Consider the following 20,769-nt stretch of genomic DNA (forward strand, 5'->3'; position numbering starts at 1 on the left):
CGGTGAGCTCAGCGAGTACGGCTGTGATCAGCCATTCTTCCTATTGCCGCCGGTCAGCGTGACGGCGAGCGGGGTTCCGTAGCGGTCGACGATCAGGTGGTGCTTGGAGCCCGGGCGGGCACGGTCGACAGGCGAGGGGCCGACATGATCCCCCCTTTGAGGGCCCGAACATGAGAGCCGTCCACGGAGCAGTCGTCCAGGTCCACGGCGTGCAGGCGTGGCCAGACACCGGCCTCGGTCCAGTCCCGCGGCCGGCGCCAGGGTCACCCCGGAGCAGCCCACGGTCTCGGCCGGGACATCGCGCCACGCGACACCGGTCCGCAGCACGAACAGGATTCCGGCGAGCGCCACACGGTCGGGAACACGCAGCCGTCCGGGATACCGGCGGCGCCGTTCGGGAGCGGGCGGCAGGAGCGTAACCACCCGCTCCCACAGGACGTCAGGAACAAGATCAGCACGCACCCGGACACCCTGCCGACCAAGATCGTCGGACACAAGACCCACAGCTCAACTCATTCTGAAACGATCAGTAAGGCTTGTCCCGCAAGTCTCGGTGGCTGACGTCGGAACATGCAAGGTGGCTCAGTGTCTGTTTGAAAGCTCAAGGTGGAAGCCGCTTGCAAGTTTGATGTCGGCGTAGAGCCCGGTGTCCCTGTCCCGCAGCAAGATTGGGGTGATGACCGTTGACCTTCCATACGCAGCATGCTCTTTGGCAGCAAATTCCCCAAGGCCAGGGGCGCTCCGGCTGGGTCGCGTAGGTTCGTAGTCATGATCATGCGTATACGCGGTGTCGTTCTGCCTGAGCGCGAGGAGCGCACGTTCTGGGTCGACGGAGAGCGGCTGCGGACTGAGCCGCCTGCTGGGGCGGCAGCGAAGCAAGTGGAGACCGTTGTGGACGGCGGATGGCTGCTGCCGGGACTTGTCGACGTCCACACGCATCCGGGAGCGGAGAGTCCGGATGACAGGTTCGACGAGGCGTTGTTGCGGCGGCACTTGTCGGAGCACCGGGATGCGGGCGTGCTGTTGGTGCGGACACCGGGGACCGCGGAGCGGATGCCTGGCTGGGTCGACACAGAACCCGATTTGCCGCGCGTCCGATCGGCGGGGCAGTGGCTGGCGACGCCGGGGCGTTTCTTCCCTGGGGCAGGGCGGCATGTTGGTGAGCACGAGTTGGCGGGGGCAGCGGTTGAGGAGGCCACGGCCTCGTCGGGCTGGTGCAAGGTCATCGGTGACTGGCGGTGGGACGAGCCTGCTGTGCCTCTGGATGTGCTGAAGGCGACCGTGGATGCGGTTCATGCTGTCGGTGGGCGGGTCGCCGTGCACTGCCAGACCGGTGAGGGCTCGCGAAACGCTGTCCTGGCCGGAGCCGACAGCCTTGAACACGGGATGCACCTCGATCCGGATCTCTTGGACCTGATGGCCGGGCAGGGCACCGCGTACATACCCACTCTCTCGGCGTTCGCCGAGAGTGCGGAGGTCTGGAGGGGCCGCGAGTCCAGCGCGAAGCGCTCGAGCTGGCTCCTCGGCTGGCAAGGCATGATCGACAATGTGCGTCTGGCGCACGAATCGGGTGTCACAGTCCTCGCCGGGACGGACACCTTCCCGTGTGGCACGGTTGCCACGGAGTCTCAATGGCTGCTTCGGGCGGGGATGCCGGCGGAGGAAGCGCTCGGGGCTGCTTCATGGACGGCACGGGACTGGCTGGGGCTACCTGGTCTGATAGATGGAGCGCCCGCCGATCTCGTCGCGTATGACCGGGACCCTGCTGCGGAGCCAGAGGTTCTCGGACGACCAATGCGCGTGATTCTGCGGGGCCAGGTCATGCGCTGACCACGTGCGTGTTCATTGGCGGGATGACGCAGTAGGGCACACCTGCGTGGATCTGCGGCTAGTGTCGGTCTTCACTACGGGGCGGCCCACGAATCCGCGCGCTGTGGGCCTACGGTGCAGTCTTCCCCGCATCCTTGGTGAAGGTGATCTCCCGGCTGCAAGGGATTTCGATGTCGTCCGATACGCAGAGGGTGCTGCCACCCTTCGTGACATTGAGATTGATCAGGCACTGCCCTTGCGGAGCTCCCTCGAAGGAGAGGTTGATCGTGTCTCCGGCCGTGTACTTGTCGAGCACGGCGGAGGAATCGGCGTGGCCCGGCTCGGACCCCCAGAAGCCCCACCTGCCCGTCCTTGTGCCTCCTTGCGGGCACTCGCTGCCCTCGGACACGTTCCGCCAGTTGACTCCGGAGGTCGTGAAACTGCGGTTCGTCTTCAGCTCCACGACGCCCCCATCGCTCCCCTTCCATACTCCGGCGGCTTCACTGTCTGAGACCGCAAAGAGCGGGACATCGGTGGCGCAGGAGGCAACCGAGCAAGCGGCGACGACGCAGAGCCCCAGCCGCAGCGTGCCTCTTGATATGACGGAAAGCATCTGTGTCCGGGTTCCCTCAGGATCGAGGGCGGGCCACTGAGGGCTCGCCCGCGACCGTGTCGATCGGAGAGTCAACGTCGGGGTGAAGCTGTATCTCGCCCGCGTGGTGTGTCGGCCGCAGGCCGCTCCGCAAGGGACGCCGCGTCTGTACCACCCTAATGCGGACGCCACGGTGAAGCTCAAGAGGTCGCGCCGACTGGTCGTTGGTACGCCTCCCACGTGCCCGGTGACCGCGGGCGCGGGGGCACAACGCGCTTCGGTAGCTACGGCGCCGGGGTGTAGTGGACGACCGTCTTCTCGTACGGCCGCCGGCGTAGACGTTGATGGTGTCGATCTCGTTCTGGTCGGCGGTAAGGCCCCAGCGGGGCTTGGTCGCGGTCCAATCGGCGAGGTAGCGGCAGGTGGTGTTCGGGGCCGGCGGCATCCATGTGGCCGGGTCCTGGTCGGCCGTCTGTCGGTTCGTGCGCGCGGTGACGGCGACGAGGCTGGTGGCCGCGTCCTGGTCGTCTGCGTACGCCTCGCGTCGCTTCGCGTCCCAGCCGGAGGCACCGGGATGAGACGTCGAACGCGATCCGATGCCGGACGTACGCGAGAAGTGCGGCCCGCCTCATGCTGCAGGTCATCGCCGGCTGCGCGCCATCGAGTCCCAGCCGCCAACCCGACCGGGGCAAGCCGCGCCGTCGGTCGAGGCCGGCTGCAAGCTGAGCGAGGGCGAGTGGCTCTCCTGCTACGACGAGCAGGAGGTTACCGACCCGGCGAAGCTCGACATCGACCACATGGTCCCCCTCGCTGAGCCCTGGGAGCCGATGCCCGGCATGCTGGCAATGATGGCGGCCTGCTCGTGGGCGCGGAAGGAAGCCTCGATCCGCTGCCTCCTTGAGCACTTCGGCGGCGATCTCCTGGAGGCGCTGAGAGGTGGCGCCCTGCTCCTGGCCTCGAAGTGCCGCCACGGCGGCGACATGGATCTCTTCGGCAGCCCTGATCGCCTGGCGACCTACGCTGGCCTGGCACCGGCTCCCAGGGACTCAGGCAATGGCAGCGGCGACCGTCACCGCCCCAAGCGATACCACCGACGTCTGCAACGGGCCCTGTTCCTTGCCGCCATGAGCAGCATCACCTGCTGCTCGGAATCACGCCGGTACTACGACCGCAAACGGGCCGAGGGCAAGAGGCACTCCCAGGCAGTCCTGGCGCTGGCCAGGCGACGGGTCAACGTGCTGTGGGCACTTCTCCGAGACCAGCGGCACTACGAACCCATGCCACCGGCGGCAACCGCCCCTCAGGGCTTCTCGTCGCGCAAACCTGATCGACGATAGCCGACTTCTCAGAGAGGATCCCATCAGCATGGACCGATGACGCTGAGGAGCCCCTGTGATCACGCAAGGAGTACAGGTCACAGGCCGGTGCGGTGTCTGCGGAGGCACCACGACCTGCGATGTCGGTCATTCTTCGACAACGGCATGCTCTGCTGGGGCACCGAAGGACGATGCTCAGACTGCCTGAACGGGTGGTGCGAGCAGGACAGCGGACCCGTCACACCCGAGAACATTCGACAAGTTCTGCTGCAAGTACCCGGGGCGGCACGGCTTCGCCTGTCCGGAGACTTGCTGAGCCTTGCTCCCGTGCTGCAGGCCCTCCGCAATGCGCGAGAACTGTCCCTGGGCGAAGCACGGGTGCAGGCCACGCAACTTGCCGAGACCGCTCTCATCGGCACGCTCGTTGAGATGGAGATTCTGGCGGTTCACCTTCGGAGACGATCCGTCGCGGTGAGCGTTGAACCAGCGGCATAACCCCGGCCGGACAGCACCCGCAACGGCTTGACACTGGCATTGAGAAGTCCTTCAGGTGCACCTTGAGGTCGCTGTGTACCGTGCTCCGGCCTGCTGCAAGAAGCCATTGCCTGAATGCCCTCCCACCGTGCCCAACCTCCAATGATGCGTCGCGCCGTCGTGACCCTGGTGACGGTTCGCCGTGGACGGGCGGGTCCTCAGTGGCGTAGCTTCCCTCTGCACGCAGGTCTGCGGGCACATTCCAGTCCCACACCCGTAGGGGGCCGCACCGCCATGTCCACTTCCCCTCTCGGTGTTCTGCGCCCACGCCCCGGCCTGCCCGCCCAGGTGTCAGGTCCCAGACGCGCCTTGCTCGTTGCGGTGTGTGTGCTGCTCGTGGCCGTTGCTGTATGTGATCTGTTCGCCCTTTACACCGGTCTCCTGATTCACTCTGCGGTACGGGGAAGCGGCGGCTTTGTGTTCGCCCAGCAGGACGAACTGGAGGCGGCAAACGCCCTGTTCAGAATGGTGCACCGGTTCCACGCTCCGGCGTTTCTGGCCTGCGCCGTGGTCTTCGTCACCTGGTTCCATCGGATGCGGCGGGCCGCCGGAGCGCTGGCGCCGGACGGCTTCAGACGGGGAACCGGCTGGGCGATCGGAGCTTGGTTCGTTCCTGTGGCATTTCTGTGGATGCCGTACCGGATCGCTGTCGAGATGTGGGCCGCCTGCCTGCGGGGGCCCGGCCGCGGGGCGGGCGCCGGCGCCGCCTTCTGGCCGGTAAACCTCTGGTGGGGTACTTTCGCCGGTTCGCTTCTGCTCCGTTGGTGTTCCGGGTACCTCCATGACCGGGCTCACGGTCTCGCCGAGATGGTGGACGCGGTGACCCTGGGAATGACGGGCGATGCGCTGAACGTCGTTGCGGCAGGCGCGGCGGGGTACTTCGTCGTCAGGCTGACCCGCATGCAGGCCGCTGCCGGCCACTGACGGGGCTGCCTAACCGGACTACCCGACTCATGGCTTGCCGGTCGGCTTGGCGGCTGGAACACCTACGACCGGCCTGGGGGTGGGGGGACCTCGCTTGCCCGGGACTGGAGCGATGTCCTCTGACAGCAAGCCTCAGCGCGACTGCCGCTGAGGCCGTCCCGGTGACGGAGGGGGCTCTTCACAGTCTGAACCAGCGGTGCGGCGCCATGAACACGTTCGTGTCGGTCTCCTCGTCCCGCAGATATCTGCTCCGGTGCTCGGCAGTCCGGCCAAGTTGATGGGACTCGATGGCGCGCAGGCGGCGAGTGCGGCCTCAGCGGTCTTGTCAGACGGCTCTCGTGCTATCCCCTTGATCCCGATCCTTTCGGCACGGCGACCTTCTGTCACGCTCTGGGCCATGAGCCGGTCCATGTCGTGGAGGCGCACAGTGGGCCGGTGCAGGTCGCCGCCTGGCCTGCGTGGGCTCGAGAGGTCGTCTTGCCTGTCGAGTCGAGGCGGGCGGCTGGAGCCATCATCGGACCCGTGTTCAGCGACCCTGCGCGGCCCGCCTGATGAGCAGGGAACATCTGTCGAGACTTGTGGTGGCGCTCGTAGCACCGAGAAGCCGGTGGGCGATAGCTGCGAGCCGGAGGGGCCTTGCAGACTCTGTGCTGGTAGGCGCTTGGGGCCATCATTTGATGGCTTGAAGCTACGACAGCCGGTGGTGAGTCGATACGTTGGTGGGTTAAGGCCCGCAGAACCACCAGCACCTCGGCGTGACGAAGTCGCCGGAAGTGACTTCACCGGACAACTCGTGAGCATCTCCGGGAAGATGCTGCGGTTGTCGAGTTTGAGGGCGCCCTGAGTTCAGTCTGTCCCAGCTGTTCCTTGGTGCAGATGATGCGCCCGGCGCGGGATGCGGCGGCCTGCTGCGGTGCCTGCTGTGCGTGGAGACCTGACAGATAGTTCCCCGCGACCCCGATGATTTATGTGGCGTGCGTCACCCCGAATTAGGGCGTGTGTCCGATTCGGTTGGGGTGGTCGGTCGGAGATGTCTGATCTATGTCGGCGGCTGCGGCGTGTTTCCGCTGGTCAAGTCCTTTGACGAGGTGCTGCTCGAGGCGTTGGATCCCCTGACACAGGAAGATCACATGAAGGACTTTAGATCTTCACTTCACATGCATGTAGGTCACATGTCATGCCGGGCCGTGCGTATTTCGGGTCCGGTTGAGCTGCGGGTGGGGAATGAACGTGAGATCGGGGCGTGCTCGGCACGCCCGAAGAACAGGGCGAGTACTCGCTCTGACAGCGGCCTGGGCCTTGTTGGTAGGTGCCGCACCAGCTCTGACTGTCAGTCCTGCCCTGGCGGATGACGTTCCGGTGACTGCTCTGACGGAGTCGGAGCAGGCGCTGAAGGAAGCGGCAGCCGCAGGTGCCCGGGTGGAGGTCGTGGGGGAGCGGACGGAGCGGGAGACCGTGTTCGCGAACCCCGATGGTGCGACGTTCACGCTGGAGAAGTCGATCGCTCCAGTCCGCGTAGACACGGGGAGCGGCTGGACGCGACCGGACGCGACGCTCGTACGCCGGGAGGACGGGTCGATCGGTCCGAAGGCCGCCGTGGTGGACCTGTCGTTCTCCGGCGGCGGTTCAGGCGAGAGCCTGGTGACGATGGGGCAGGACGGCCGATCGGTATCGATGGGCTGGCCCGGCCGCCTGCCTGAGCCGCGCCTCGACGGCGAGCGTGCCGTCTATGAGAACGTCCTGCCGGATGTGAACCTGATCCTGACCGCGACGGTCGAGGGCTTCCGCCAGGTGCTGGAGGTCGAGACTCCCGCGGCTGCGGTACTGCCGGAGCTCAAGTCGATCGAGTACGGGCTGAAGGCGGACGGGCTGCGCCTGCGCGAGGGTGCGGTGGGCAGTGTCGAGGCTCTGGACGGCAACGGCCGGGTGGTGTTCCGTTCGCCGACCGCCCGGATGTGGAACTCGGCCGGCGATGACGGCGTCGAGCCACCGGTTGCGGGGACAGGCACGCAGGCTGCGGGCTTCCGGGAGATCTCCGGCGTCTCCGCCGACCCGGCGCCCGAGCCGGTAGCCCCCCTTCAGGAGGGCGACCCGCTGGCAGGGCCGGGGGCCGGCGACGCCGCCGCACTGATGGATGTCGACCTGAAGCCGGGCTCGTTGACGGTCACACCCGCCGCTGACCTGGTCACGGGTACCGACGCGGAGGACTTCCCCCTCTACATCGACCCGTCGGCGGAGATGAACGAGGCGGAGCGGACGGTGCTGTCCTCGGATGGCGACGTCTTCTACAACTTCTCCGGCGGCGACAACGGCATGAGTGTCGGCAAGTGCGGCAGCGCGGTGGTCAACGGCGTGACGTACTACTGCGGCTCCGGCTACGTGAACCGCATGTACTTCGAGTTCGTCCCCACCAACCTCCAGGGCAAGCACGTCCTGGACGCCACCTTCCGCGTGACCGAGACGTGGTCGTTCTCCTGCAACCCGCGCTGGGTGAACCTGAAGCGCACCGAACCCATCTCCCAGTCCTCCCGGTGGCCGGGCCCCACAGCACTGGACCACATAGGCGACCGCTACGTCTCAGCAGGCCGGGGAACATTGTGCTCGCCCTCGCAGCCGCGCGCCCCGATCGAGTTCAACGACAACCCGGACGAGCCGGATGAGAACCTGACGGCCACCGCCAAGTCGTTCGCCGACGGCAAGCTCAGCGTCCTGACCCTGCGGCTGTCGGCACAGGACGAGACGGACACCGACGCATGGAAGCGCTTCGACGACGACGCCGTCCTCACCGTCACCTACATGAGCAAGCCCGCGACACCGGCCGAGTACGGACTGCTGTCGGGATCCGCGTCGGGTTCCACCCAGATCTGCAGTAAGACCGAGGGGTCACCGACGACTATCTCCGACCCCACGCCGCTCATCGTGGCGACCCCCCGGGTGGTTCCCGGCGGCGAGAGCGCCGCGATGCTGCGGGTGTACTTCGACGTCGACGCCAAGAACGCTGACGGCACCTGGTCCGACGCACCGGAACCGACAACAGGATCGTTGGCCCCGACAGCGGGCCACGTCGCCTACAGCACCACGTTGAAGGATTTTCCCAACCAGGTGAAGGACTGGAACGTCGCCCTCAAGGAGGGCACCCGCTACCGCTACCGCGCCTTCACCCAGTCCTTCCCCAACACCTCCTACACCGGGACACTCAGCAGTGGCCCCACCCCCTGGTGCTATTTCAAGGTTGACTCCACCGCCCCCAAGCCACCGGTCGTCACGTTCGGGACCCCCTACTCCGAGTGCGTGACCGGAGGGTCTTGTGTGCCTGCCGGCGAGCCGGGGAAGCCAGGCACAGTCACCTTCAGCCCTGCCTCCGGCGACGTGAACACTGACTATCAGTATCGGCTGTCCCCGGGTGGGGCCTGGAGCGGGTGGAAGCCTGCGGTTTCCGGCTCCTACACCGCCACCATCACCCCTCCGATATCCGGCACCTTCGTTTTGAACGTTGCGGCCAGGGACGCCCAGGCGCGTGTCGGTGAGAGAGCCGTCAAGTTCCTGGTGAAGGAGGGAAGCGGGCCCGTCGGCCGCTGGAGCTTCAATGAGTCGTCCGGTGTCGCGTACGACAGCTCGACGACGGATCCCGCCTTGCAGAACAACCTGACGCTCACCACATCCGGAGCCACCCGAACCGACCATGGCCGCCGCGGCGAGCTTGCGGCACCAGTCGGTACGGAGCCCAAGGAGGACAGGGCGCTGTCTCTGTCGAGCACGAGCCATGGAGCTGCATCGACCGCCAAGCAGGTGATCGAGACACTGTCGCCTTACACCGTCACGGCTTGGGCCCGGCTTGATGCTGCCGGCTCTCTCAACGCCACCGTCCTCGGGCAGAACGGCAACCGGCACAGCGCCTTCTACATGGGCTACTGCGCGAACGTGAAGACCTGGTGCGTCCGGCTGCCCGAGGCGGACTCCGACTCGGCCTCCCTCTCGACCCAGCGAATCGACGCAGTGCAGTCGCCGCAGCTCGGGGCCTGGACCCACCTTGGCCTCGTGGTGGATCCAAGCCCGACGAAGAAGACGATCTCCTTCTACGTCAATGGTGTCCTGCAGGACAAAAGCAAGCCGTTTGTCACCGGTGCCTGGGCATCCACAGGCGGTCTGCAGGTCGGACGGGCCAAGTACGCCGGTGCCTACGGCGACTACTTCCCCGGCGAGATCGACGAAGTGGCCCTCTGGCAGCGGGCGCTGGTGGAAGGAGACGTGCAGAAGGAAGCCGGGGCCAAGGCCGCGGACGGCAGCGGACACGTCGAGCTCGTTGCCCAGTACAACCCGGATGGTGGATCCGGCTCCACGCTGCAGGACAGCAGTGGCTATGGCAACACACTGACTCTGGCCGGTGGCGCCGTGCTGGGAAGTGGGGGCGTCAGCCTTGATGGCGTGGACGGTTCCGGCTCAACGGTCCGGCCGCTCGTGGACGATACCGGCTCCTTCACCGTGTCCACCGCAGTAGACGTGACCACGGCGAAGCTGAGGACGATGCCTGACGGTTCCCGGATGCAGGTCCTGGGGCAGCAGACGGGCACAGGTTCCTCGTGGGGCATCTGGTTCGAAAAGACTGCAATGGAGGTGCGGCCTGTCGAATCGCCTGATCCGGGCGACCTGCCGACCACGGAGCTCGTTCCGGTGGGCCGCTGGTTCTTCGGTCGCTGGTCTTCGGATGGTTCGGGGTCGGTACAGAGCGACGAACTCCTCACGCCTAACGGCGAAGTCCGGCTGACAGGCGTGTACGACGCTACGACGGGGACCATCACCCTCTATACCGGTACTACCCGGCAGGGCGATCCGAAGGCTTACACAACCCTGCTTGGGTCGGGCTTCAGCATCGGAAAAGAGTGGACAGGTACCACCTGGGGGAGCTACCTGCCCGGCAAGATCAGCGACATCCGCCTATGGGCAGGAGCGCTGAGCGACGGAAACCAGGTGCTTGCCGTCGTCGGCCCCTGATCCGGCGAAGCACGCTCATATTCCCACCCACGGCAACGGGGCGGGGGCGCACGATCTAGCCCCGCCCCGTTACCGCAGCTTGCCCGCGCGCCCATCCGGGCCGCCACTTCCCTCGTCTCGTTCGAAGATCAGAAGGAGTCAGTTCGTCGTGTCCAGACGTACTCGTCTGCGCAGACGCCGAGGTGCCGTGATCGGCATCCTGGCGTTGGCGTTGTCCATACCCACACCGCTGGTGCCCCTGGCTCAGGCCGCGCAGGTTCCGGGTCGCCCGGAGGTCCCCGCCTCCGCACCGGTGAAGGTGCACGCCGTCACCGAACCGGGCGCGAAGAAGGAACGCGCCAAGGTCGCGCAGGACCGGGCGGCCAACCGCCGCCTGTCGGACCTGGCCGACCAGGAACGCGCCCGGAACGTCTGGCCGAAAGCGCAGACGCTGAGCGGCCGACTGACCCCGGCCCCCGCCTCCGACGGCACCGCGCTGGTACACCTGCGCGGCGTGGAGAGAGCGGGAGAGGCCCGGTTCGTCCAGCACCCCGCGTCCGGCACTTCGACAGTGAAGGTGCTCGACCAGAAAGCAGCGCGAGCGGCCGGCGTGACCGGCGTGCTGTTCACCGTGGCGGCCCAGGGCGCGGGGGCCGCACAGGTCGAGGTCGACTACAGCTCCTTCGGTTCTGCGATCGGTGGCGCGTGGGCCACCCGATTGGGTCTCGTGTCGTTTCCGGTGTGTGCGCTGACCACTCCGCAGAAGGCCGAGTGCCGCAAGACGACACTGATCAGCTCGCAGAACAAGGCCGAGGATCAGACTGTCACCGCGAACCTGGCACAGGTCAACGCCGCACCACAGGTGCTGGCCCTCACGGCCACGACGACGGGCGGTTCGGACAAGGGCGCGGGCGACTACAAGGCGACCCCGCTGGCAAGCTCTTCCTCCTGGGAGGCCGGCGGCTCCTCGGGCTCGTTCACCTGGTCCTACCCGATCTCAGTACCTCCGGCAGCTGCCGGACCCGCCCCGTCTCTGGGACTCTCCTACGACTCAGGCAGCGTCGACGGCCGCACGGCGAACACCAACAACCAGGGCTCCCTGGTCGGTGAGGGCTTCGACCTCACGTCGTCGTACATTGAGCGCAAATACGGCTCGTGCGACGACGACGGTCAGACCGGCAAGCACGACCAGTGCTGGAAGTACGAGAACGCCTCTCTCGTCCTGAACGGCAAGGCCACCGAACTCGTCAAGGACGACACCAGCAACCATTGGCGGCTGAAGAACGACGACGCCTCCATCGTCACCCATGCGACCGGCGCCGACAACGCCGACGAAGGCGACGACGGCATCGACGGCGCCGGCGAGTACTGGAAGGTCGTCACCGGCAACGGCACCACCTACACCTTCGGCCTGAACAAGCTCGCCGGCGCCGGCACCGAGCGCACCAACTCGGTATGGACCGTGCCGGTCTTCGGCGACGATGCCGGCGAACCCGGCTACTCCTCCGGAACGTCCCCTTCCGGCCGTGCTAAGCAGCAGGCATGGCGCTGGAACCTCGACCTGGTCGAGGACATCCACGGCAACGCCTCCACCTACTGGTACGAAGCGGACACAAACTACTACGCGAAGAACGGCGACAAGACCGCCCTCGCCAAGTACACCCGCGGCGGGTACCTGCACGAGATCCGGTACGGCCAGCGCTCCGACACCCTGTTCACCGGCACCGCCTCGGGCAAGGTGACGTTCGACCACAAGGAACGCTGCAAGGACATCGGCGGGGGCTGCGACGCCCTGACCGAGGACACGGCCAAGAACTGGCCGGACGTGCCCTTCGACTCGATCTGCACCGCGAGCGAGACGGACTGCAAGGCCATCGGCCCGGCGTTCTTCACCCGGAAGATCCTCACCGGCATCAACACCCACGTCTGGTCCACGGCCGCCGAGCCCGACGCCTACCAGCCGGTCGACACCTACACCCTCACCCAGGACATCTTCGACGGCCAGGACATCGGCAACAGCTCCGACCAGGTCTGGACCCTGACCGGACTGAAGCGGACCGGCAAGAACGGCACCGCCCTTGCCCTGCCGACCATCGGCTTCACCTACCAGCAGCGCGCCAACCGCGTCGAACAGGCCAGCACGGAGGAGCCAGACAATGTCGTGCCGCTGACCCGCCCGCGGATCTCCACCATCACCTCCGAGACGGGCGCCATCACCACCGTCGCCCTCTCCGAGCCGGACTGCCTCCGCGGATCGCGGATGCCCGTGGCCGAGGACAACAACACCCTCTCCTGCTACCCGGTCTACTGGCCGGTCAACGGCGGCGACCCGCAGCTCGACTGGTTCAACAAGTACCGGGTCATCGCGGTCACCACAGCCGACACCGGCGGCCGCAACGTGCCCGTAGAAAACGCCTACACCTACGAAGGACCGGCCTGGCACTACAACGACGACCCCTTCACCAAGGAGAAGGAACGCACCTGGTCCTCCTGGCGCGGCTACCAGAAGGTGACCGCCCACACCGGAGCAGCCGGCAACACCCGCTCCAAGACCGTCAGCCTGTACATGCAGGGCATGCACGGCGACCGCCGCCTGGCCAAGGACGCCAACGGAAACCCGCTGACCAAGAGCGTCACCATTCCGGGCATCGACATCGACAACATCGCCGGCAACACCGGCGACGAAGTGACGGTCGGCAACGTCACCGACAGCGAACAGTACGCCGGCCAGCTGCGCCAGCAGATCGCCTACAACGGCACCCTTGCGGTCGGCAACCAGGTTAACGACCTCTGGTACAAGCAGACCGCCAGCCAGCAGAAGTCCTACGCCCACATCACGGCCGGCTACGTCCGCACCGCAGGGACCTACTCCAACACCTACCTGACCGCCGCAAAGAAGTGGCGCACCACAGCTGTCAGCACTACCTACGACGGCTACGGCATGGCCATCCGGTCGGACAACCACGGCGACTGGTCGACCGCCGGCGACGAAACCTGCACCCGCACCTGGTACACCCGTAACGACGCCAAGGGCCTGACCAGCCTGGTCTCCCGCACACGCACCGTCGGCCAAGCCTGCTCCGTTACCGACGACCTGCTGAAGATGCCCACCAGCATCACCCACAAGTACACGAGTACCGAGGCCCCGGACCAACGCGGCGACATCCTGTCCGACACGGCAGTGGTCTACGACGACCCCACAGCCACCGGCTGGACCGCCGACCAGACGCTCACACTCGGCCTGCCCACCTGGACCGGCCGCGCCAAGGGCTACCCGGCCGCCGTCACCGGCAACACCGCCGACCGTCACCCCACCGGCTGGCAGACGCTGACCAAGGTCACCTACGACGGCGCCACCGCCAAACTCGGCCGCCCCCTCACCGTGACCGACGCCGCCGGCAAGGTCACCACCACGGCATATGTCCCGGCCACCACGGGCCCGCTCACAGCCACGATCGTCACCAAGCCGACACTCGCCAACGGCCAGGCCCACAGGTCCTACACCTACTACGACCCCGCCCGCGGCTCGGTGACCCAGACCCTGGACGCCAACCTCAAGCGGATCGAAAACACCTACGACGCACTCGGCCGCATCACCGCGACCTGGGCGCCCAACCGCTCCAAGTCCGGCGGCGACACCGCCACCGCCACCTTCGACTACGGCATCAACCAGACCAAGGACCCCTCCTGGACCTCGGTCTCCACCCTCAAGGCCGACGGACAGTCCTACACCACCAGCTACAGCCTGTTCGACTCCCTGCTCCGCCCCCTCCAGACCCAGACCCCGGCCCCCAACGGCGGCCGGATCCTCACCGACACCCGCTACAACGACCGCGGCCTGGCCTACGAGACCTACGCCGACGTCTTCGACTCCACCACCGCACCCGACAGCACCTACAGCCGTGCCGAGTACGGCGGCGCACCCCAGCAGTACAACATGGAGTTCGACGGCCTGGGCCGCCCGGTGAAGTCCACCCTCCTGGTCAAGGGCGTGCCCAAGTTCAATCCCGTCGTCACCACCTACACCGGCGACTCCGTGGCCACCACCGCCCAACAAGGCGGCACCGCAAGCCGCACCATCACCGACCCCCTGGGCCGCACCACCGAGACCCGCACCTACGCCGGCACCCAGCCCGACGACACCGCCTACGGCGGAACCCTCGGAACCTCCTACACGTCCGTCAAGTACGGCTACTTCCGCGACGGCAAGCAGAAGCAGGTCACCGGGCCCGACAACGCCAAGTGGTCGTACACCTACGACCTCTACGGCCGGCAGGACACCGCGACCGACCCCGACAAGGGCACGTCCAGCACGTCCTACACCGATCTCGACCAGATCCAGATGACCAAGGACGCGGAACAGCGGGTCCTCGTCTACGGCTACGACGAGATCGGTCGCAAGACCGGCCTCTGGCAGAACAGTGCCACCGATGCCAACCGCCTTGCGGAGTGGACCTACGACGCGATCCTCAAGGGCCTGCCCGATGCCTCCATCCGCTACACCGGAGGCAAGGGTCAGACCGGCAGCAAGACCTATACCAAGAAGGTCACCTCTTATGACTCCATGAGCCGGCCGACCACCACAACCCTGACCCTCCCGGCCGACGACGCCCTAGTCACCACAGGAGCCGTCACAGCCACCACCACAGCCAAGGTCAGCTACCGCCTCGACGGCACGGTCGGCAGCACCACCGAACCGGCAGGCGGCGGCCTCACCGGCGAGATCGTCAGCACCAACTACAACCCCTACGGCCTGCCCATCGGCCTCTCCGGTACCTCCGGCTACCTTCAGGGCGCCTCCTACACCGACCTCGGGCAGGTACAGCAGCTCATTTTCGGCACCTCCAGCGCCGTTGGCACCAAGAAGGTCTTCCTCACCAACTTCTACGAGGAAGGCACCGGCCGCCTTACCGACGCCGACGTCGACGACCAGACCCGCGGCGCAGTCCGCGACACCGCCTACACCTACGACCCAGCCGGCAACGTCACATCAATCTTCGACCACGCCAACACCGGCAACGGCGCCGACTTCCAATGCTTCACCTACGACGGCCAACGCCGCATGACCGAAGCCTGGACACCAAAGACAGCCGCCTGCGCCACCACAGGACGCACCGTCGCCAACATCGGCGGAGCCGCCCCCTACTGGACCAGCTACACCTATAACACAGCAGGGCAACGGGCTACGGAGAAGCAGAACACCACCACCCCCGTCACCCGCACCTACTGCTACAACACCCCCCGCACGCACGCGCTGAAGGCCACCACGACCGACGGCAACTGCACCGACGAAACCACCCGCTACACCTACGACGCCACCGGCAACACCACCGCCCGCGTCGAAACAGCAGGCAGCACCACCACCCAGTCCCTGACCTGGTCCGCCGAAGGCAAGCTCACCAAGCTCACCGAAGGCACCAGCACCACGGACTACCTCTACGACGCCGACGGCGAGCTCCTCATCCGCCGCGCCTCCGGCACCAGCGGTGAGACCGTCCTTTACCTCGGCGCCACCGAAGTCCACCTCAAGGGCACCAAGAAGTGGGCCAACCGCTACTACACTGCGGCCGGCTCCACCATCGCTCTGCGCACCAACGAAACCGGCACCGAAAAACTCCACTTCCTCGCCGCCGACCATCACGGCACCGGAAACCTCTCTCTCACCGGAGACGTGACCCAGGCCCTGACCAAGCGCTACACCACCCCCTTCGGCGCTGCCCGCGGCACCACCAGCGGCACCTGGCCCGACGACAAGGCATTCCTCGACAAGACCGCTGATACGGGTACCAACCTCACCCACATCGGCGCCCGCGAATACGACCCCACCCTCGGTCAGTTCGTCAGCGTCGACCCCCTTCTCACGCCCGACGCCCCCGGCTCGATGAACGGCTACAGCTACGCCGGCAACAACCCCGCCACCACGTCGGACCCCACCGGCATGTGCGCCGAAGTCGACTGCCCGACGCGACCTGGGGCCGGATTCGAGAACACCACGCCCGGAGTGGTACCCGGTCCTCCGAAGCCGGATGCAACCACCCTTGCAACGACCAGTACGGGAGACTCGAGCGGCACCGCAGCCACTACTGGCGGAGGCGGATCGCCAAAGCGGTTTTATAAGAACTACGGCTCCACACCTGTCGACCAGGTCTTCTACGGGACCATCAGAAATGTCGCTGATTTCGCATCACTCTTCGGCTGGATAGCCGACGGCGACTGCTGGGGAGGGAACGGCTCGGGACAGAGCGGAGCAGGAGCGCCCGGCTGTGACTACGGCAGCGACTATGACCAGTGGATGCTCGAGCAAGGAGTCAATACTGGATCTGACTGGTACCAAGTCCCTGGATTCATCGGAGCGATGCTGGCCCACAGGGAAGCTGGCGCCGGCGGAGGTTTTGGTCTCAGCAAGCGTCTGCCAACTGGCGGCCAGTGCTTCCTTGCCGGGACGCTCGTCCTCATGGCCGACGGTACTAAGAAAGAAATCCAGGACGTCGAGGTTGGCGATAAGGTCCTAGCGACCGACCCCGAAACTGGGGAATCCGGTGCACGACCGGTTACCCAACTGATCCGCACCCAAGAGGCCAAGCACCTCAACACGCTTTCCATCGCGACTCCAGACGGTGCTAAGAACCTTACGGCCACAGCAGAGCACCCCTTCTGGTCACCCTCTCAGCACGCCTGGGTCGCCGCCAAGGACCTGCAGCCCGGCATGACCTTGTTGACGGATAAGGGCAACACTGTCGTCGTCAAGGGGAATAACTCCTCCGTAAAGTACGTAAAGACGTACAACTTCACCGTTGCCGACCTCCACACGTACTATGTGCTCGCTGGGAACACGCCGGTTCTGGTGCACAACAAGTGCGGGGAGGTCCCGTATAACGGGAATGAGCTGAGCAGTGCGGCTTATAACGCCCGGGTTGCGGCCGGGATTAGCCCGGGGCGGAATGTTGCAGTTGCGCGAGTCCCGGGATGGAATAACCCCAAGACTGGTGACCTCGTTATTGGCTTCAGCAAGGGCAACGGCTACCACTCGGAGAACCACATTCTGGACCAGTTGGCAGCCAAGGGGGTCAAGCCGGACAAAGTTTCGCATCTCTACAGCGAGCGTCAGCCTTGCCCGACATGTGGACCCATGCTGGATGGCGCCCTCAGCCCGGGAACCCCGGTTAGTTGGTCGGTGCCGTGGGGATCTGACGCGACAATGAATGCAGCATCCAACGAGCTACTCAGGCAGATGATCGCGGCTGCTGGTGGCCGCTGATCGGGGCGCGCTAGCCTAAGAGAGTGCGGTGGGTGCTTAGAGTACCCACCGCACATCCGGAAAACATCAACTTCTAAACATAGGCCGGGTGTTCATGCATGTCTGACTTCGACAACGCTCCCGACGACATTCTCGCCGATCGAAACCAGCTGGCTGGTCAAGTTTGCCGGGAGCTCCGACTGGCGGGGATCCCCGCCTTTCAGATGGCTAACGCGGTGGGGTCAGTAGGGGCGGAGGTTGAGGTTGACGCTGGCGATGACGAGGCGGGGGGTGTATTCGTGGCATGGCGCCCTGACCCGGCTATTTCCCGGGCAGTGGCTGAGAGCATGCGGAATCACGAGCTGTCGGCTCCTGTCATTCGACATTCTGGGGCGATTTCCTCGCACATGAGGGATGCAATTATCGGAATTCTAAAATCGGCTGGATTCCGGGCCGAAGCTGCGGATGATGATATGCGTCCAATGGTGATCCACGTCGCAGGACGATAAGCATCATGGCGCCTGCGGATTCGTGGGTCTGAGCCAGCCTGACGTCGTGGCTCTGCCCAGAAGAAGACGCCCCACCGGATTGATTACCGGTGGGGCGTCTTGGCGCTTTGGCGGCAACGTCACCTCCATCTTCGACCACGCAAACACCGGCAACGGCGCCGACTTCCAGTGCTTCACCTACGACGGCCAGCGCCGCCTGACCGACGCCTGGACACCCAAGACCGCCGACTGTGCCACCACCGGCCGCACCGTCGCCAACCTCGGCGGGGCAGCTTCATCTCGCACCACTCCATGCGCCTGTGGATGACGTGCGGCGTCAAATACCGCCCTCTCACCGAAGTGCCGGGTATCCCACAGCAAAAATCGCCTTGGAGAGGGCACCAGTGGAGCCCTCTTCAGCAGATCCGCTGGGAAGCGAGGGACTACCGTCTCTGACGGCTTTTGCCGAGCACTGCAAGCTCCGGCCGCCTCAACCGCCGCGGCCCCAAGCCACGTCGTGGCCGGCGCGGGAGGACATCGGGGACTGTAAATCGTTCGGTGTAACTCCCGATCATGGAGGATGCACCGATGACCGGTGAGAACGTGCCCGAGGCCGAGATCAGCGAGGCGATAGAGCCTCAGCCGGCGAGGGCGGTGGACGACCGGCTGATCAACGAGCTGGTCTCCCGGGCCCATGCCGAGGGCCTGCAGCTGACAGGCGAGGGCGGACTGCTCCAGCAGCTGACGAAGCGGCTGCTGGAGTCCGCCCTGGAGGGCGAGATCACCGACCACCTCGGCTATGGCAAGCACGATCCGGCCGGGAAGAACGGCGGCAACTCCCGCAACGGCACCCGTGCGAAGACCGTGCTGACGGACGTCGGCCCGGTGGAGATAACCGTGCCGCGTGACCGCGACGGATCGTTCGAGCCGAAGATCGTCAAGAAGCGGCAGAAGCGTCTGACCGGCGTGGACGAGATGGTCATCTCGCTGTCCGCGAAGGGCCTGACCACCGGCGAGGTCCAGGCCCACCTGGCCGAAGTCTATGGCGCCGACGTCTCACGCCAGACGATCTCCACGATCACCGACAAGGTCCTCGAGGGCATGGCCGAATGGCAGAACCGGCCCCTCGACCCGGTCTATCCGGTCGTCTTCATCGACGCGATTCACGTGAAGATCCGCGACGGGGCCGTCGCCAACCGGCCCATCTACGTGGCACTGGCGGTCACCGTCGAGGGCCGGCGCGAGATCCTGGGGCTGTGGGCCGGGGATGGTGGCGAGGGCGCCAAGCACTGGATGCACATCCTTACCGAGATCAAGAACCGCGGCGTGAACGACGTCCTCATGCTGGTCTGCGACGGGCTGAAGGGCCTGCCCGACGCGGTCGAGACCGTCTGGCCGCAGACGATCGTGCAGACCTGCGTGGTCCACCTGCTGCGGAACTCCTTCCGCTATGCCGCCCGCCAGGACTGGGACAAGATCGCCAAGGTCCTCAGGCCCGTCTACACCGCCGCGACCGAGGAGGCCGCGCTGGAGCGGTTCGCCGAGTTCGCTGACACGTGGGGCCGGAAGTATCCGGCGATCATCAGGCTCTGGGAGAACGCTTGGGAGGAGTTCACCCCGTTCCTGCGGTTCGACACCGAGATCCGCCGCATCGTCTGCACGACCAACGCGATCGAGTCGGTGAACGCCAGGATCCGGCGGGCGGTCAAGGCCCGCGGGCATTTCCCGAACGAGCAGGCCGCGTTGAAGTGCGTTTACATGGCGATCATGTCGCTCGACCCGACCGGCAAGGGTCAGGCCCGCTGGACCCTGCGCTGGAAGACCGCTCTGAATGCCTTCGACATCACCTTCGACGGCCGGCTCTCCGCAACTCGTCAGTAACCCCAACCACCCTCGTTACACCGTTCGATTGACAGACCCAAAGTGGTTGATGCGCGACGTGTGAGTTGCAGTGGACGGTGGCAGCGTTCTGCACGGGGTCAGGGTGGCATTGCTCCTTGTGGCAGGGTTGGGTGGGTTGTGGGGGTGTCGTTTTTTGGTGATGGCTGGTGTCGCTTTCCAGTGAAGGTTCGCTGTCGCTCGTGTAGGCGTACGAGGACGGCCTGTGCGGTCTCTGCTACTGAGAGGCGTTTGAGATCTGGCATGGGACGATCGGTCGGTGACTCGACTCGTGAACCGTGACCGCTCCCTTCAGGAGCTTGAGCGCGACCGCTGGTCGGCCTTGTCGGGTGGGGGAACCCGGCTGATGGCGATGGTGCGTGAGCTTCGGCGCAAGCCGCTCGGTGGCCTGACGGTCGAAGACGTGCGGCTGCTGATCAGGCAAGACGTGGGCCTTGCCTATCTCCTGCCCCTGGCGGTGGAGGTCCTCCGGGTCGACCCCCTGGCGGAAGGCGACATGTACGAGGGCGATCTGCTGGCTGCCGTGCTCACCAGGAGTGCGGAGTGCTGGAGTGAGTCTCCCGAGCTCGGGCGGGAGGTCCGCCTGATCGTCTCGGAGTTGGCGGAGGTACCGCCCGTCCTGAAGCGCGAGGTTGATGGGTTCTTGGCTCCGAACGAGCGGTCGTGGGCCAGGGCGCAGCACGGCCCCGGGTGAGCAGGCGGGCCATGATGCCGATCATGGCCCAGCGAATCATCGTCTCGGAGTGGGCTGGGCTGGTCTAGATTCGTGGTGACTGGCCATCCGCAGTCGTTCCTCTCGGAATTGGGAAGGTTCCCGGGTGGTTTTGGGTGTCTCGCTTTTCCGCCAAAGCTACATGCTGCTTCAGTGTGATGCACGCGGCACACTGAAGCCCACACAAACGCAGACCCCCGCCCTCACAGCCAGCCCGGGCCCGCATCAGCGGGCCCCAAGGGACTGGAGGCGCAGCCGGAAGGACCATTGAGGCGGGGGAGCGCAGC

Annotated in this window: 9 protein-coding genes and 1 pseudogene; 8 read left to right on the plus strand and 2 right to left on the minus strand. The window is 65.9% G+C overall.

Annotation, left to right across the window (positions count from 1 at the left end; genetic code table 11):
- Positions 1-33: 33 nt before the first annotated feature.
- Positions 34-462 (minus strand): annotated as a pseudogene (locus AMK29_RS20240) (transposase); the annotation flags it as partial.
- 306 nt (positions 463-768) lie between these two features.
- Between AMK29_RS20240 and AMK29_RS20245 the strand changes: the two are divergent.
- On the plus strand, positions 769-1,830 hold the full coding sequence (locus tag AMK29_RS20245) for an amidohydrolase family protein (protein ID WP_073814691.1): 1,062 nt from the start codon (positions 769-771) through the stop codon (positions 1,828-1,830).
- 109 nt (positions 1,831-1,939) lie between these two features.
- Here the strand turns inward: AMK29_RS20245 and AMK29_RS20250 are convergent, their stop codons facing one another.
- On the minus strand, positions 1,940-2,272 hold the full coding sequence (locus tag AMK29_RS20250; RefSeq protein WP_143202925.1) for a hypothetical protein: 333 nt from the start codon (positions 2,270-2,272) through the stop codon (positions 1,940-1,942).
- A 725-nt stretch (positions 2,273-2,997) separates the two neighbouring features.
- Here AMK29_RS20250 and AMK29_RS37810 point away from each other — a divergent pair.
- The 7 genes from AMK29_RS37810 (at position 2,998) to AMK29_RS20290 (ending at position 20,464) form a co-directional block, all read left to right on the plus strand.
- A complete protein-coding gene (locus AMK29_RS37810) occupies positions 2,998-3,738 on the plus strand; it encodes a transposase (RefSeq protein WP_073814695.1) in 741 nt (246 codons plus the stop codon).
- An 834-nt stretch (positions 3,739-4,572) separates the two neighbouring features.
- Positions 4,573-5,175, plus strand: a complete 603-nt coding sequence (locus AMK29_RS20265; RefSeq protein ID WP_158071342.1) for a DUF4328 domain-containing protein — start codon at positions 4,573-4,575, stop codon at positions 5,173-5,175.
- Between the two features lie 1,359 nt (positions 5,176-6,534).
- Entirely contained in the window at positions 6,535-10,167 is a 3,633-nt protein-coding gene (locus AMK29_RS20270) for a LamG domain-containing protein (RefSeq protein ID WP_241845541.1), read from the plus strand.
- Positions 10,168-10,354: 187 nt separating this feature from the next.
- Positions 10,355-17,404 carry a polymorphic toxin-type HINT domain-containing protein gene (locus AMK29_RS20275; RefSeq protein ID WP_241845543.1) on the plus strand — a complete coding sequence of 2,350 codons (7,050 nt, stop codon included), beginning with the start codon at positions 10,355-10,357 and terminating at the stop codon, positions 17,402-17,404.
- 534 nt (positions 17,405-17,938) lie between these two features.
- Positions 17,939-18,199: a hypothetical protein gene (locus AMK29_RS36215; protein WP_143202926.1), complete on the plus strand. Its 261-nt coding sequence runs from the start codon at positions 17,939-17,941 to the stop codon at positions 18,197-18,199.
- Between the two features lie 260 nt (positions 18,200-18,459).
- Entirely contained in the window at positions 18,460-19,752 is a 1,293-nt protein-coding gene (locus AMK29_RS20285; protein ID WP_073814704.1) for an IS256 family transposase, read from the plus strand.
- A gap of 277 nt (positions 19,753-20,029) precedes the next feature.
- A complete protein-coding gene (locus AMK29_RS20290; RefSeq protein WP_073814706.1) occupies positions 20,030-20,464 on the plus strand; it encodes a contact-dependent growth inhibition system immunity protein in 435 nt (144 codons plus the stop codon).
- Positions 20,465-20,769: the final 305 nt, after the last annotated feature.

The organism is Streptomyces sp. CB02261 (assembly GCF_001905665.1).
Taxonomy (GTDB): domain Bacteria; phylum Actinomycetota; class Actinomycetes; order Streptomycetales; family Streptomycetaceae; genus Streptomyces.

Bases quoted from the DNA above. Each gene is read 5' to 3' on its own strand.
- AMK29_RS20245 (WP_073814691.1), top strand. From the start codon at position 769: ATGATCATGCGTATACGCGGTGTCGTTCTGCCTGAGCGCGAGGAGCGC.
- AMK29_RS37810 (WP_073814695.1), top strand. From the start codon at position 2,998: ATGCCGGACGTACGCGAGAAGTGCGGCCCGCCTCATGCTGCAGGTCAT.
- AMK29_RS20285 (WP_073814704.1), top strand. From the start codon at position 18,460: ATGACCGGTGAGAACGTGCCCGAGGCCGAGATCAGCGAGGCGATAGAG.